This window comes from Colwellia sp. D2M02, from assembly GCF_018860755.1.
Classification (GTDB): Bacteria; Pseudomonadota; Gammaproteobacteria; order Enterobacterales; family Alteromonadaceae; genus Colwellia; species Colwellia asteriadis.
In genome coordinates, this window is the sequence record NZ_JAHKPW010000016.1 from 56,330 (window position 1) to 71,886 (window position 15,557).

Genomic DNA, 15,557 nt, shown 5'->3' on the forward strand with positions numbered 1-15,557 from the left:
CATTATGAGTATTCATGCCGGGGCAGGGATGCCAGCAAGCGCCCAACAACGAATGAACGTTGCTCAACTAGTGAGTGATTATTTTTTACTAACACCTGATAGTGAAGCTATTGCGGAGCAAGTGAGCTTTGGTACTTCTGGTCATAGAGGTTGTGCTACTCATAAAAGCTTTAACGAAGCCCATATTATCGCTATTTGTCAGGCAGTAGCAGAATATCGCCTTGAGCAAGGTATTAAAGGGCCTTTATATTTAGGTAAAGATACTCACGCTTTATCAGAGCCCGCTTTTGCAAGCGCATTGTCAGTATTCATTGCCAATGGTGTTGCTGTTATTGTGCAAGCCGATGATGGCTTTACGCCAACCCCGGTTATTTCACGGTTAGTTATTTGTCATAATCGTGAAAACTCAACTGCGTTAGCTGATGGCTTGATTATTACGCCGTCGCATAATCCGCCAAGTGATGGCGGTATTAAATATAACCCTCCCCATGGCGGGCCTGCCGAAGGGCATATTACTCAACAAATAGAGCAGCGTGCTAATCAATTGATAAAAATGGGCTTAACGGAAGTATTAACTATTCCTTATGCGCAAGCACAAATTTCGCCTTTATTAACTAAACAAAACTTTATTCAGTTTTATACAGAGCAACTTGCACAAGTAATTGACTTACAAGCAATCGCCAAGGCGAATGTTCGTATAGGGGCAGATCCATTAGGTGGCTCAGGTATTGATTATTGGCCCGTTATTGCTAAGCAATATCAACTTGATATTACCGTGGTCAATGATGTTGTTGATAGTCGTTTTGCATTTATGCCATTAGATAAAGATGGCAAAGTACGCATGGATTGTTCATCGCCTTATGCGATGGCGGGTCTGATTGCAATGAAAGATGATTTTGATATCAGCATTGGTAATGATCCCGACTTTGATCGCCATGGTATTGTTACCAAAACGGGCAGTTTGATGAACCCTAATCATTATTTAGCCGTTGCTATTCATTATTTAATGACGCATAGAGACTGGCCAATAGACGCTAAAATAGGTAAAACTTTAGTATCAAGCGCACTGATTGATAGGGTTGCGAAGAGTATTCATAAAAAAATATCAGAAGTGCCTGTTGGTTTTAAATGGTTCGTTGATGGTTTAGTTGATGGTAGTTATGCCTTTGGCGGCGAAGAAAGTGCGGGTGCTTCGTTTTTAGCACTAGATGGTAGCACTTGGACCACTGATAAAGATGGCTTTATTTTAGGTTTATTAGCCGCTGAAATTTTAGCGGTTACCGGGAAGGACCCTTATCAATATTACCTTGAACTGGTTGAAAATTTAGGACAGCCTTACTTTGGTCGTGTTGAAGCAGTCGCTTCATTAGCACAAAAATCAGCACTTAAATCGTTGTCAAAAAGTGATGTTAGTTCGACAGAGCTTGCAGGTGAAAAAATTATTGATATTCTTTCTCATGCTCCAGGTAATGGCGCCGCAATTGGTGGCATTAAAGTGATTACTGAAAATGGCTGGTTTGCAGCAAGACCGTCGGGTACTGAAGATATTTATAAGATTTATGCAGAAAGCTTTATTAGTGATAACCACCTACAAAGTATTATTAATGAGGCGCAGATTCTTGTCAGTAAAGCCTTTAGTGATGCCGGTTTATAATCTTACTTTTTGAGCAAGCCGAAACAGTTTTAAGAAAATATAAACAAAGTAAGCATGCAATAAATGCCGCTATGTAAAGCAACATAACGGCGTAAAGCAGCATAACGGCATCATTTTTTACGTAAAAACGCGAATCTCCTTTTAGCTCTTACTTAGCATCCACTTCATCATATCTTTTAAGCTTGGCTCTTTACCGTACATACTCATGCCCATTTTAAATAAGTTACCTGCTGAGGTTCTTATCCAAAAACATAACAATAAGGTGATTGTTAAAGACAGTAGCGGTTGCCATAACGGCAGGTCAATTAACGCCATTTTTACGGGCATAGCGGCAAATGCGGTTAATGGAAAAAAGCTTAAAAATGATAATGCCCAGCCAGACGGACTATCCATAGTAACAAAAGCCAGTACCATTGGGAGTAAAGGTAATAGCATAATACTGGTTTTGGCACTGTGATTAGGATCGTCAATAGCGGCGGCAATAGCCGCCATAAATGCGGTACAAAGGTAAACGCCTACTAATGCAAAAGGGATTAACCAAGGCAACAAGGCCCAATCTATAATGCTAAAGTTTAACGCTTTGTTACTGATAACAACGACAGTAAAAGCGTAGCCTAAAGCCGCAGTGATCATCATCGTAAACATTGCTTTTACTGAATGCAGCATTTGGCCAAATATTTTACCATCTATCCAGGTTTGTGGTGACATACAAGCATATAATTGCTCAGTAACTCGCTGCTGCTTTTCGCCAGTGATACTGACAAAAAGCTGACCAAAAGAAGTAAATATTCCCACTGATAAAATAACTAACATAGCAATCGCGGTGGCTTGTCCTGGGCTGCTTTCCGACTTGATGGTATCGTCTAAATAATGCTTTTCAAACGTCGCTGATTGATTTAATAGCGCTAATTGCTCAGATGCTAAGCCTAAGCTGCTCGCATATTGTAAGGTGTATTGCTGGTTTAGCGTTTGCTCTAATTCATTGAGCCAACTTTGTTTGTCTTTGCTGTAAATAGAGACTTTTTTTACTTGCGTGTCTTTTTGCTGCGCAGGCGCTTCAACTAAGAGAGCGTCCCAACTGTCCTCTTGGGCTAACTGTTGTTTAAGCTCTTCAAATGGCTTATTAGTTGCAATAAACTCAAATTGACCATGGCTTTGTAAGTTGCTGACATGGTTAGGCACGGCAATTTTATATACGGTCATTTGATCATCTTTAATATGCTGCCACAGCATAACGACTAAAGCGAAAGCAATTAAAATCAATTTTGAGATAATTTCTTGCTTCCATTTAAAAAAATGCATGAATTCCCATGACGTAACTAACCAAACTTGTTGTTTTCTAGTGATTTTATTCATTAACTGATGCTCCATTTAATGTACCGTGGTTAGCAATGGCATTAAGGTATAATTGGTGTAAATCCATTTCTTTACTGTGCAACGCGGCTAAATCGCCTAACGCGGTTATTTTACTTAAAGCATCATTAATCGAGTGTTGAGCTGATAAGTTAAGTAGCAGGGTTGTTGGGTTAAGTAATTGATAATCAGCTTCTTGAAACTGTTGTTTAAGCTGTTCAGTAGTTACTGGCTTTGCAAAGTGTGCGTTAAGTTGAGCTGTGCTACCAACTTGTTGCTGAATATCCGTTAAACTACCATATAAAACCGCTTCACCTAAATTCATTAATAACATTCTATCGGCGAGTTTTTCCACCATCGCCATTTGATGAGCACTTAAAATTACCGTCATACCTTGAGCCTTTAGCTCAGATAAAAAGGTCACCACTTTTTCTTGATTAACGGGATCAAGCCCCGAAAAAGGCTCATCAAGAATCACCCACTTAGGTTGGTGAATTACGGCGGTAATTAATTGTACTTTTTGCTGATTACCCTTTGATAGGGTTTTGAGTTGAGCATCAATTCTATCGAGTAAATCAAAGCGCTCTAACCAATACTTAGCGCGGGTTAATGCGCTTTTTTTGTCAACGCCATTTAATTGGGCAAAATACAGTAGGTTTTTTACAACGGTTTTTTCTGGATATAAGCCGCGATCTTCAGGTAAGTAGCCTAAAGTATAAGCTGGTATTGAAGTGTGCTTTTCGCCGTCAATAGTTAATGAAATATCGCCGCTATCAGGTGAAGTAAAGCCTGTTAACATTCTAACTAGTGAAGATTTACCCGCACCATTTGGTCCAAGTAAGGCAAATATTTCTCCTTGTTGTACGTTAAATGACAGTTTTTTAATTGCGGTAACATTGGCATATTTTTTTTGTATATTGTTAACCAATAACTCCATGTTTATTCCTTGCTTGTTAGGTTTATTCGCCAAATTGAATAAATTTATAAATTACTACTGAACATAGTCGTTGGTTTTTCGTTTTTATTACAAAATAATTTGAATTGAAGTTAAATTAAGTAAATTTATTGTTAATGAACATTAAAGAGATGCTACCGATAAAAAAAACTAGCGAGTACGACAAAAATTTTTCACTTTCAATTATCAATAAAAATAGCGACTATCCACCAAAATATTATTCCTCAATAACACAAGAGAAAACCATGAATACTGACTCGACTTCACTAGCGAATGATGAAATTGAATTAGAGATAGCTATGCGCAACGAACACTCACACTCTAAAAAATTTAGAGATAGAGTCGAAGGCGCAGGCCGAAAAAAACAGGCGAGTAAAAAGGCCCGTAAAAAAGGTCATGATGTTTTTGATGATGACGACTATAACGATGATGGCTATAACAACGATTATCATAACTAACATTTTATAGTTACACTGATTAGTGAATATAGGGTTGTTTACAACCCTATTGAAAGGAAAAACTCATTAACGATTCTTTTATTAACAGTTTTATCAATATTGCTCCTTACGATTTGTCCGCAATATTAACCTGTATATTTTGTGGCAGCATGATTGGTTTAGAGCGACAACTTCGTGGCAAACCCGTCGGTATCAGAACATCAACACTAGTGGTACTTGGCACATATATTTTTGTTGCAACCGCGACAATTGTCAGTACTGAAGTTTCAGACCCTTCAAGAATTATTGGTCAAGTTATTACTGGCGTTGGCTTTTTAGGTGCAGGGGTTATGTTGGCAAAAGATGGCGCAGTGGTTGGAGTCACGTCAGCAGCAACGATTTGGATATTATCTGCTATAGGTATTAGTATTTCACACGGCTATTATCAAACCTCTATCTTTTTTGCTGCCTTAGTTGTTGGTATTTTATTTGGCGTAGACTTACTTGAAGAGTACTCGCAACTATTTACCCGTGGTGTACATAGCAAATATAAAAAATGGAAAACCAAACCTAGCCGGTTTATCGATACCCACCCTAAATAAGCGTGTTTGTGTATTAAAGCACGCTATATATTGATTTTCCGATATTTCCAGCAATAAAAAGAACTTTTTAAAATTTGAGGCTCTTTTTGAATACGCAACTTTATACGATATTTTCCCACCTTTAATTTTTTATTCCCTTTCGTGGGAGTGAAAACTACCATTTTTAATTTAAGTTCTTTTATATCAATGCTTTATTTTTTGGCATGCTTTTGGCTCTATAACTTTCTAACAGAATTATTTTATTAGAAAGATCATGTTATGGATTTAACAACCACATTACACAAAAAAACAACCGCCAGTAAAAAAAGGAATGTGCTACTTACTGTCGTAGTATTAGTTACGCTATTACTACTTTTGGGATTTAGCTCTATTAATAAGCATCCTCAAGTGGAGTTGAGTACGTTACGTATTGCTGAAGTTAAGCAAGGGGATTTCAAGGTGAACATTGCGGGCTATGGGCGGCTAAAAGCTAAATACCAACGCTTGTTAACCAGTCAAAATCAAGCGATTGTTGATAGTATTAAACTTTACCCCGGCGCTAAAGTTACTGAAGATAGCGTTATTATGACGCTATCGGCTCCTCAGCTTGAGCAAGACGTTATTAACGCTAAGCTTGAGCTAGCGCGACAAAATGCTGAATTTAATCAACAAATTATCGCACATAAAAGTCAATTGTTAGAGCATGATGCTCAAATAGCGTTATTAATGAGTGAGCTAGAAAATGCACAGCTTAGAGCGACAGCGGAGCAAAAATTAATTGATAAGGGCATTGTCAGTGCGCTTGATTTTAAGCGCAGTCAATTAGCCGTTCGTCAATTAGAGCAAAGAGTTGCTATTGAAAAAACACGGCAAACTCACCTGAAATCTATGCAGGTCGAGCGTATGAAAATAAGCAAAGACTTAATCACTCAATACCAACATAATTTTGCCATGATTCAAAAGCGTTTTGAACATTTGACTGTACGCGCAGGCCTTAACGGAGTATTGCAAACATTACCCGTAGAAATCGGGCAAAGTTTAACCGCAGGTACACAATTAGCCGTTATTGGCTCAGATCAGCAATTAGTAGCACAACTACGAGTACAGCAAAATCAAGCTGATCAAATTGCGATAGGTATGGAGGCTTCAATTCAAACCTCTGGACATAGTATTGCGGCTAAAGTTATTCGTATCGATCCTGTCATTACTGAAGGACGAGTAATGGTTGAGTTAGATTTAATTGGAGAGTTACCAGCCAATGCTCGACCTGATTTAACTGTTGAAGGTAAAGTTCATGTTAAAAACATTAGCAATGCACTTTATGTTGAGCAGCCTAGCCATGTTTATGGTTTTACAGAAAAAAATATTTATGTACTTAGCCACGCAACGAGTGACAGTCAATTAACTGCACAGTTAACAACTTTAGAGTTTGGTACGCTTTCGGGTAATAAAGTTGAGATTGTTAAAGGTGTTAAACGCGGAGATAACATTATTATTTCCGATATATCTCAGTGGTCTGAATCACAACAACAACTACTTATAAATCAATAAAGGAATGATTATGTCTAACTCGACCAATTCGTTATCCTCAGAGAAAGCAAATAAACCAATAATTTCATTAAAAAATATTTATAAAACTTATCATTCTTCTAATATTGAAATTAAAGCACTTTCAAATATTAGCTTAGACATTATCGCTGGAGATTATTTGTCTATCAGTGGTCCTTCAGGCTGTGGAAAGTCGACATTATTGTCTTTACTCGGCTTACTAGACTCACCAACAAGTGGTGAATACTTTATTGAAAATGTAAATACACATAATCTAAGTATGGATCAACAAGCTGAGTTAAGAAATTTACATATTGGTTTTGTTTTTCAATCGTTTAACTTAATTGATGAATTAAGTGTTTTTGATAACGTAGCATTGCCGCTTACCTATAGAGAAGAAGCGCTAAGCACTGCTGACATTGAAAAACGTGTGCTACAAGCGCTTACACAGGTTGAAATGGAGCATAGAAAAAGCAATAAACCAAGCCAACTTTCTGGTGGTCAACAACAACGTGTTGCTATTGCTCGCGCACTGGCTGGCCAGCCAAGTATTTTACTTGTTGATGAGCCAACGGGAAATTTAGACTCAAAAAATGGTGATGCCGTTATGGATTTGTTGAATAACTTGAATAAGCAAGGAACAACGATTTGTATGGTTACCCATGATGTGAGATATGCCGGCCATGCCAGTAAAAATATACAGTTGCTTGATGGTCAAATTGTTGATTTTTTGCAAGCTAAGTCAAACGAGCCAGTATTAGATAGTTCTACTGTTAACCAAAACTCCTCAGCCAACCAGTCTAAGCAAGTTATGGTGTAATAATGAGTAACTTTATTAAAACTAAAACACAGTTTAACCTTGCGTTTAGATCACTAAAAAGTGCTCGAGGCTTTGTTGCTTCGGTTATGGTAACCATGTCATTAACGTTGGCGACCTTATTTGTGGTGTTTTCATTGGTTAATACCTACTTCCTAAAGCCGCTTAATGTGTTAAATGAAAATAATCTGTATGTTGTTGAACAAGAAGTTGATACTCCATCAGGTACTCATAGTGGCTTTCAAAGCTATAAGGCAATTATTCATTGGTATAAAACCCAAAATAGCTTTGATAAATTAACAGCGATTAACCCTAATAATGTATTTTTTGCAGGCTTGCCTGGTGAACCGAGAATACCGGTAACCTATGCTATGCCTGATTACTTTGATTTATTTAAAGTACCAATGTTATTAGGGCAGAGTTTTTCACGTGATTTGCCATTAGAGCAAGCTTCAAATGATATTGTCATTTCAGAAAGTTTTTGGCAAAAATACTATGATCGTACTCCTGATATTATCGGGAAAACCATGAATGATGGAGATCATGTTTATACCATTATTGGTGTGGTTTCTAAATCATTTGAATCTCCCTATATGTTTTATAACGGGAAAACTGACGTTTGGATGCACTTTGGCTCTGATCGTCGATTCTTTAATGACGGTGAGTGGGATAACCCGTGGGATAATACCTATAAATCCTTAAAACTTGTTGGTACAGCTAAAGCGGGAGTGACTGAGGCTGACATTATTAAAGATCTTGATGAGCGTATTGAAGATATACGTGCTGAGTGGCTTGCTGGTTATGAAACATCAACCGACTTTAGGCCATTAGTCACCGCTTATCGAAAGCTTGAATTAGGTGATAAAGGGCATTTAAGTTTATTTTTATTAGCGGGAACATTAGGTCTATTATTAATTGCTGTCGTGAATGTTTGTAATTTGTTTTTTTCGCGGGCATTAGCGCAACATAAAACATTAGCCTTACAAGCGGTATTAGGCGCTAAACGTCGCTTATTATTTAGCGCAATTTTAACGCAAACTTTTATTCTTATGGCATCCTCTGTTGTGATTGCGTTATTTCTTTCTGCGTGGGGGATTAAGCTATTTAAGTACCTTGCCACGGGAAGCTTACCGTTAGTAAAGTCACTTAATATAGACAGTAATTTAGTTATTGTTGCTATTTTATTAAGTTTACTCCTTGCATACTTATTTGCTTTAGTGACTTCTCGTTTAGTTGATTACAAAGCATTAAAAAGTCAGTTGCAATCTAGTGGTAAAGGTAGCGTTAATCAAGTGTCAGCACGAACAGTAAAAATACTGATTACGGTACAAATGACCTTAGCAAGCGTACTGATTATCTTTGCTTGTTTGGCACTCACTAAAACTCACCAAACCCTAGAGCGGCCAATCGGTAATAAGGTTAACAATATGTATTATATTGGCAGCTTTATTCCAGATGAAAATAATGCACTCTCAATTAAAGAGCGCTTTGATAAAATGGAAAAGTTGAAAGATGCATTTGAAAAACTGCCTCAAATAACGAGTGTGTCAACGGGTCGTAGTCCGGTTTCATTGCATATTACTAAATCTACATTGACTGATATGAATGGTAAAATTACTGACTTTATTCCACAAGCTTGGGTTGGTAGTGATTATTTTACTCACAGCGGTTTAAAAATACTGAAAGGACGCACTTTTAGTGATGAAGCGATTCGCGGTGAAAAAAATGAAGTGATGGTTAGCCAGAGTTTAGCCTACCTATTAGACCCTCAAGGTGATGTGATTGGGAAGGTGTACGATGGTCACGAAACCAATAATGAGGTCGTGGGTATTACCGCTGACTTTAATCACCCTAATTACTTTGATAAAGATAAAGGAAAACATATTTGGTGGCCTAACAAACCATTTTCTTACCATTTCATTATTGAAACCACACCCGATTATGTTCTCAATCAAGAGAAAGCATTATTAATATTACGTAATGAAGATGCGCGTTTCAATATTTGGGAGTTTCGTTCATTGAGTGATGAATATAATCGTATTATTTATATGGATATGATCACTCTTTATTTAAGCTATATTTTAGCGGCTTTTACCTTGCTATTAGCAAGTATTGGTATCTATGGGGTATTAAGTTATAACTTAGGTTTACGTCGTTTTGAATTTGGTATACGTATGGCACTAGGCGCGAAAAAAGCCAAACTCTATAAATTACTTATTAAAGATGCGATAGTACCGTTATTACTGGGTGTTATCTTTGCTAATATTTTTATTTTGATGATTTATAATAACTTTTATCAAAAATTAAGCCCTTGGTTAAGCTTTGATATTATGTTTGCATTACCTGCGATTATACTCAGCACTAGTATTGCAATTTACGCCAGTATTAGGCCGATGCAAAAAATCATTAAAGCAAAGCCAATGAAATCATTAAGAAACGAGTAACTATAAAAAAACGACATTAGTAATAATTAACGAGGGACGATTTATTCTCGGCGCGAGGTTTGTAACTTAGCGGGCTAAGTAAAAACCGAGCAACAAAGAGTAAGTCGCCCCTTGGTATAACCCAAAGGGCAGCGCCTGTTTGGCATTGATGCTGTGAATTTAAGTTTGAAAGGTCAACAGACCCTAGTGTCGCTTAGTATTATTTCAGATATATAAGCGATTTTTACTAATAGGAAAACTAACTATCTATGAATAAAATTCTGATTGTTGATGATCAGCTTGATGTACGTATGTCAGCATCAATAGCCTTAAGTAATCACGGTTTTTCTTGTATTGAAGCGGAAAGTCCCTCGCAAGCAATGGACTTAATAACGACTGAACAACTTTCACTTATTTTACTTGATATGAACTTCTCCTCTGATACCACATCAGGCCAAGAAGGGTTGGCTTTTTTAAAGCAATTACAAGATAAACACATTCATGTGCCGGTTGTGGTGATGACGGCTTGGGCAAGTATCGATATTGCTGTACAAGCAATGCAGTTAAATGCGGTTGATTTTATTGAAAAACCATGGAAAAACACTCGTTTGGTTGCCATCGTTAAACAACAAATAGAAAACGCAACTCTACATCGAGAAAATGCACGTTATAGCGCACTTAACCAAACAGACATTAACACTGAGTATTTAGTTAAATCACCAGCAATGCTAAAGCTACTTGCGCAAGCAAAGCGAGCGGCGTTAACCAATGCTAATATTTTACTTACAGGTGAAAATGGCACAGGAAAGAGCTTACTTGCTAATTATATTCACCAACACTCAAGTCGTGCCGATAAACGCTTTGTGAGTGTTAATATTGGCGCAATTCCTGAGTCACTCTTTGAAAGTGAATTGTTTGGTCATAAAAAAGGCGCGTTTACCGACGCAAAAGAAAGACGTTTAGGCCGTTTTGATATTGCTTCAGATGGAACACTGTTTTTAGACGAAATTGGCACGTTAAGCGCTAACTTACAAAGCAAAGTTTTACGAGTGTTAGAAACAGGAGAATATGAAGTGGTTGGCTCAAGCCATACCGAAAAAACTAATGCGAGGATTATTTCGGCCACGAATGCTGACCTTGAAAAAATGATTACTGATGAACACTTTCGCCGTGATCTACTCTTTAGGCTCAATACCATTGAATTACATATTCCGCCCTTACGAGAGCGGCCCGAAGATATTAGCCTACTTACAGAATACTTACTTGAAAAGCATGCGAGTAAGTATCATCGGAGAAATATGAGCTTAACTAACGCTGCCCATGCTGCTATTTTACAACACACTTGGTTAGGAAATGTTCGAGAATTAAGCCACTGTATTGAACGAGCGGTTATTATGTCAGATAACCAAGTATTAGATGTTAATGCACTGAGCTTATCTCCCCAAGTAGTAAAAAATACACAAGGATGGCCACTAATGACGTTAGAGCAAAGCGAAAAAAGAACATTGCTTACAGCGATAAAACACTTTCAAGGAAATGTTGTTGAAGCTGGAGACTATTTAGGTATGAGCAAATCAGCTATTTATCGTCGTTTAGAAAAGTTTGCAATAGACCCTAAAAACTTGGAGAAATAGGTGAGCGTTAAATCATCACTTGAGCGTAAGCTGGTTCTTTTATTTATCTTTCTTGCTTTGTTACCTATTATTCCCTGTGCCTATATTATTAGCTCAGCGCAACTAGACTGGTTGAGTGGTTTTACGTTATTGCTTTTAATGGTGTTACCGAGCTTTTGGGCTGCTAATCGCTGTTACTCTTATGTTACCGATACTTTAGAACGTATAGGGTTACAACTTGATGCGTTAGGAAATGAAGAGTTTAATAGTTGGCATTTAGCTGAGTTCAATAGTGGTAGAGTCACTCATCTTAAACGGGATTTTGAAAAGCTCAGTAAAAAATTATTGTCCAAACGATTTGAGTACATGCACAACGAGGCGTTTTTATCTGAGTTTATTAAAGAACTAAATTTACCTATTTTAGTACTTGATCATCATCAACAAATTTATTCGGTAAATCATGCAGTAAAGTCTCTTTTAAATCATGCTAATAGTCATGTTATAGGTCAGCCTGTTGAAAAAATAGGGCTAGTATTTACCGGCAATAAGTGGCAGCAAAGTCACCACGCTTTATTAGAGCAACGTTTTGAAGTAACACATCATGTGTTAAAACGTAGTGGGCGTAATTACCAGCTATTAGTGCTTTTTTCTATTGAGCAGCAGCTTAGAGCCAATGAAAAGCAGGTATGGCAACGCTTAATAAGAGTGCTTAACCATGAGGTTAGAAATTCATTAACCCCGATATACTCTATGACACAATCGTTACAGGAAATGAAACTAAATGCGCCATTGACACCTGAACAAGAAAAACTTGAGCACAATATCCTACAAGTTATTGAAAAACGTTCATTACAATTATTAGACTTTGTTGAAAACTACTCTGCTTTTAGTAAGCTCGCACCCGCAAAAGTGACAGCGGTTTACCCACAAGATATAGCACAGCGAATGCAAGCTATTTTTCCTACAATTGTTATTGATCTTAATACAGCAACCCAGGTATTTTACGCTGATGCAGGTCAATTAGAGCAGGGGTTAATTAACTTGATAAAAAATGCCTTTGAAGCATGTGACGGTAACGATGCTAGCGCTCAAGTGACAATGCAATGGCAGCAAAATGAAGAGCAAATTTATCAATCCTCTCAGCAGAATATTGAGCCTAAAAATCAGCTCAAAACAACGATTAATATTATAGATTCAGGGCAGGGAATCGCTAATAGTGATAATTTATTTGTACCTTTTTATTCAACCAAAGCTAATGGCTCAGGCATAGGTTTGATTATTAGCCGTGAGTTTATTCGTAATCAAGGAGGGGAGTTAACCTTAAAAAATAGAGGTGACATGCAAGGAGCTATTGCTTGTATTAACTTAACCGCCGTACCTACTGTTATGAGTAAGCTTAAGTGATTTACACAAACAAACTTTTCAGTAATCTATTAACTTTCAGGAGTATATATTCATCAAGGTGCTTGATATTTGAACCATTGATACCAATCTCATCATAATACTATACTCAGTTTGGCTTACTTATTATGTAAAACCTAAGTCAAACCGAACACCTTACCGAGTGTTTATTATGTTGTCTTATCTATTACCCCTTATTATCGCTATTGCTATTATTGGCACTATGGCAGCACAGCCTTATTGGCGAGAATACCAGCGTGATAAAATAAGGCAGCAGCCATTTAAAAAAGCTTGGCGTAAAATTCTGCAACAACGTATGCCTTACTTTAGACAAATGCCTGCCGATTTGCAGTTACAGCTTAAACAACATATTCAAGTATTTTTAGCTGAAAAAGAGTTTGTTGGTTGTAATGGGGTGGAAATAACCGATGAAATTAGGGTAACGGTTGCAGCACAAGCGTGTTTGTTGTTACTCAATCGTAAAACAAACTTCTACCCTAAATTACGCTCTATTTTGGTTTATCCAAGCGCTTTTGTGAAAGAACAACAGAGTCTTAATGTTGATGGTTTACAATATAAACAAAAAATTGCGCTAGCAGGTGAGTCATGGGAGTTTGGTAAAGTCGTATTATCTTGGCAAGATACTTTAGATGGTGCTGAACTACCGAATGATGGTCGTAATGTTGTTATTCATGAGTTTGCTCATCAGTTAGATCAAGAAAACGGTAAAGCTAACGGAGCCCCTATTTTAGAAAAAGGGCAAACATATCAGTGTTGGTCTGAAATTTTCTCTAAACAATTTTCATTGCTGCAACACCAAGCGCAAACTGGGGAGCCTTCAATATTTGATTATTATGGCGCGACTAACCCTGCTGAATTTTTTGCAGTGGCAAGTGAAGTTTTTTTTGAAAAAGGTAAAGCACTTGCACAGCAACACCCTAAACTGTATCGACAATTAAGCCACTACTACCAAGTCGATCCCGTGCATTGGTAAACATTTGTTAAGTATATCTTAAATCGAGTTCAGGTTAGTTAGCACTTAAGCCTTTCGTTATAATGGTGGGCTTTTCATTACCTCTTTCGTAGGTAATGTATCAAGGTTTTCTTGTGGTTGTGTGGGTAAGCGTTTTTTAAACTCTCGTTTTAGTAAATACAAACTCACCGCTGCTTGTATGCAAACAGTGGCTACTGACACATACCAAAGCTGCTCAATGGTAAACTGCGCTTGTTGCGATAACCAAATAGCCGGAATAATAAACGTAGTTAAGCGTACCGCTGTGCTGATTAAAGCCGGTACGGTATTACCTAATGCTTGGAACATGCCTGAGCAGGTAAATGCTAACCCTGATGGAATAAAGTTGAAGCAAATAATTTGCAAAAATACTGTGCTAGTAAGTAGTACGTTATTATTGTCAGTAAACCCTTGTAACATCAATTCGGGCTGAGCTAAGCACGCAAGTGTAATTAAGGTCATAAACGAGCAAGTCATTATTGCGGTCCACGTAAATGTTTCTTTTACGCGAGCATAATTTTTTGCGCCGAAGTTTTGACCTGCAATGGCCGGCGCTGCAAAAGCAATAGCCATCGCAGGTAAAAATAGTGATTGCATAATACGAGAGCCTAACCCAAAGCCTGCCTGAGCATCTGCGCCAAAGGGCTGAATTAGCCAGTAAATACTGCCCATATAAATAAACATTAAGAAAAATTCACCACCAGCGGGTAAGCCAATAACAAGTAACTTCTTAATGCGTGGCAAGTCTATTCGCCATAATGAAAAATCAATATTGATATATTTTTCAGCTACTTTAAAGTAATAACATAACAGTATCACCGCAAAAATAACCGATAACGAGCTAGCCAATCCAGCACCAGCAATGCCCATGGCATAACCTGTTCCAAAGCCTTCAATTAATATTGGTGAGAGAACTATATTAAGTAAAATAGACAAGGTTTGAATGATCATCGTTGGCTTGACGATGCCGGTTCCACGTAAAGCGGCACTGATCGACACCATAACAAACTGTAATGCCATACAAGGAATAAACCAATATAGGTAAGTTAATCCCATGGCAATGGTTTCAGGGTCTTGAGATATATTACTTAGATAAGTTTCTGCGCTAAGGTAGCCAAGAATACAAACAACCACACCTATCACACTAGAAAGCATCATTGACTGATTAAAAATATCATTCGCTTCATGGTGCTGCTTAGCGCCAACCGCATGAGCAATAAGTGATGCGGTACTTACATTAAGAATTTGCGTTAAAGCGAAAATTAAAAACATTGCATTACCGGCCAAGCTTAAACCGGCTAATGCAGCGGCACCAAGCTTACCAACAAAGTACAAGTCGACAATAAAGTACAGGGTTTGAATAAACATACCTATCATCATTGGCGTGGCCATGGTGATTAAATGTTTAGGGATAGAGCCTTGGCTAAGATCTTTCATGAAGGAAATGTCCGTATATAACTACATTGATAGTGGCGAAGTAAAGCGCTGTAAACAATCCGAGTTCAGGCTAAATAATTGTTAGCAAGATAGCACATTGTATACCTTAGTTGCTATGGATGTGTATTTGATTCTAGGGGCTGTTGCTCTTTAGCGGTTAACTTTTGTTCGAGATAAAAGTTAACCGCGACGGACAGCGTTTGTTGGTCATTCTTACTGCGTTATCGCCTTTTTAGGTAACGTTACATGGATATAGCTTATTAGACAATGCAGGAGCTTATTGTCCTGAATAACTACATTACAAAGGCTCTGCCTTGTATAAATAC

12 protein-coding genes are annotated in these 15,557 nt (G+C 37.6%); 9 read left to right on the forward strand and 3 right to left on the reverse strand.

Translation table 11 applies throughout. From position 1 onward, the window contains the following. Positions 1 to 4: 4 nt before the first annotated feature. Positions 5 to 1,654 (forward strand): phosphoglucomutase (alpha-D-glucose-1,6-bisphosphate-dependent), encoded by a 1,650-nt coding sequence (gene pgm / locus KO495_RS02560; RefSeq protein ID WP_215978839.1) that lies wholly within the window; start codon positions 5 to 7, stop codon positions 1,652 to 1,654. Between the two features lie 141 nt (positions 1,655 to 1,795). Here the strand turns inward: pgm and KO495_RS02565 are convergent, their stop codons facing one another. After that, complete coding sequence (locus KO495_RS02565; RefSeq protein WP_215978840.1) at positions 1,796 to 3,010, reverse strand: ABC transporter permease; 1,215 nt, start codon at positions 3,008 to 3,010, stop codon at positions 1,796 to 1,798. Further along, a complete protein-coding gene (locus KO495_RS02570) occupies positions 3,003 to 3,944 on the reverse strand; it encodes an ATP-binding cassette domain-containing protein (RefSeq protein WP_215978841.1) in 942 nt (313 codons plus the stop codon). The genes KO495_RS02565 and KO495_RS02570 overlap by 8 nt, the downstream gene beginning before the upstream one ends. A gap of 134 nt (positions 3,945 to 4,078) precedes the next feature. Here KO495_RS02570 and KO495_RS02575 point away from each other — a divergent pair, with 134 nt between their 5' ends. From KO495_RS02575 to KO495_RS02610, 8 genes are all read left to right on the forward strand, one after another. Further along, positions 4,079 to 4,420 (forward strand): hypothetical protein, encoded by a 342-nt coding sequence (locus KO495_RS02575; RefSeq protein ID WP_215978842.1) that lies wholly within the window; start codon positions 4,079 to 4,081, stop codon positions 4,418 to 4,420. 113 nt (positions 4,421 to 4,533) lie between these two features. Further along, positions 4,534 to 5,001, forward strand: coding sequence for an MgtC/SapB family protein (locus KO495_RS02580; RefSeq protein WP_252738763.1), 468 nt, complete (start codon positions 4,534 to 4,536; stop codon positions 4,999 to 5,001). A 258-nt stretch (positions 5,002 to 5,259) separates the two neighbouring features. Further along, the gene (locus KO495_RS02585) at positions 5,260 to 6,531 is read left to right on the forward strand and encodes an HlyD family efflux transporter periplasmic adaptor subunit (RefSeq protein WP_215978843.1); all 1,272 of its coding nucleotides are present in this window, start codon (positions 5,260 to 5,262) and stop codon (positions 6,529 to 6,531) included. Between the two features lie 10 nt (positions 6,532 to 6,541). Further along, a complete protein-coding gene (locus KO495_RS02590; RefSeq protein ID WP_215978844.1) occupies positions 6,542 to 7,348 on the forward strand; it encodes an ABC transporter ATP-binding protein in 807 nt (268 codons plus the stop codon). Positions 7,349 to 7,350: 2 nt separating this feature from the next. Next, entirely contained in the window at positions 7,351 to 9,789 is a 2,439-nt protein-coding gene (locus KO495_RS02595) for an ABC transporter permease (protein WP_215978845.1), read from the forward strand. 248 nt (positions 9,790 to 10,037) lie between these two features. Beyond that, positions 10,038 to 11,402 carry a sigma-54 dependent transcriptional regulator gene (locus KO495_RS02600; RefSeq protein ID WP_215978846.1) on the forward strand — a complete coding sequence of 455 codons (1,365 nt, stop codon included), beginning with the start codon at positions 10,038 to 10,040 and terminating at the stop codon, positions 11,400 to 11,402. Next, the gene (locus KO495_RS02605; protein WP_215978847.1) at positions 11,403 to 12,785 is read left to right on the forward strand and encodes an ATP-binding protein; all 1,383 of its coding nucleotides are present in this window, start codon (positions 11,403 to 11,405) and stop codon (positions 12,783 to 12,785) included. 169 nt (positions 12,786 to 12,954) lie between these two features. Continuing rightward, complete coding sequence (locus tag KO495_RS02610; protein ID WP_215978848.1) at positions 12,955 to 13,776, forward strand: M90 family metallopeptidase; 822 nt, start codon at positions 12,955 to 12,957, stop codon at positions 13,774 to 13,776. A gap of 57 nt (positions 13,777 to 13,833) precedes the next feature. Here KO495_RS02610 and KO495_RS02615 read toward each other — a convergent pair whose 3' ends face one another. Next, positions 13,834 to 15,231, reverse strand: a complete 1,398-nt coding sequence (locus KO495_RS02615; protein ID WP_215978849.1) for an MATE family efflux transporter — start codon at positions 15,229 to 15,231, stop codon at positions 13,834 to 13,836. Positions 15,232 to 15,557: the final 326 nt, after the last annotated feature.

What these genes read in the sequence shown, in the direction of transcription:
- pgm (WP_215978839.1), top strand. Translation starts at nt 5, where the DNA reads ATGAGTATTCATGCCGGGGCAGGGATGCCAGCAAGCGCCCAACAACGA.
- KO495_RS02565 (WP_215978840.1), bottom strand. Translation starts at nt 3,010, where the DNA reads ATGAATAAAATCACTAGAAAACAACAAGTTTGGTTAGTTACGTCATGG.
- KO495_RS02570 (WP_215978841.1), bottom strand. Translation starts at nt 3,944, where the DNA reads ATGGAGTTATTGGTTAACAATATACAAAAAAAATATGCCAATGTTACC.
- KO495_RS02575 (WP_215978842.1), top strand. Translation starts at nt 4,079, where the DNA reads ATGAACATTAAAGAGATGCTACCGATAAAAAAAACTAGCGAGTACGAC.
- KO495_RS02585 (WP_215978843.1), top strand. Translation starts at nt 5,260, where the DNA reads ATGGATTTAACAACCACATTACACAAAAAAACAACCGCCAGTAAAAAA.
- KO495_RS02590 (WP_215978844.1), top strand. Translation starts at nt 6,542, where the DNA reads ATGTCTAACTCGACCAATTCGTTATCCTCAGAGAAAGCAAATAAACCA.
- KO495_RS02595 (WP_215978845.1), top strand. Translation starts at nt 7,351, where the DNA reads ATGAGTAACTTTATTAAAACTAAAACACAGTTTAACCTTGCGTTTAGA.
- KO495_RS02600 (WP_215978846.1), top strand. Translation starts at nt 10,038, where the DNA reads ATGAATAAAATTCTGATTGTTGATGATCAGCTTGATGTACGTATGTCA.
- KO495_RS02610 (WP_215978848.1), top strand. Translation starts at nt 12,955, where the DNA reads ATGTTGTCTTATCTATTACCCCTTATTATCGCTATTGCTATTATTGGC.
- KO495_RS02615 (WP_215978849.1), bottom strand. Translation starts at nt 15,231, where the DNA reads ATGAAAGATCTTAGCCAAGGCTCTATCCCTAAACATTTAATCACCATG.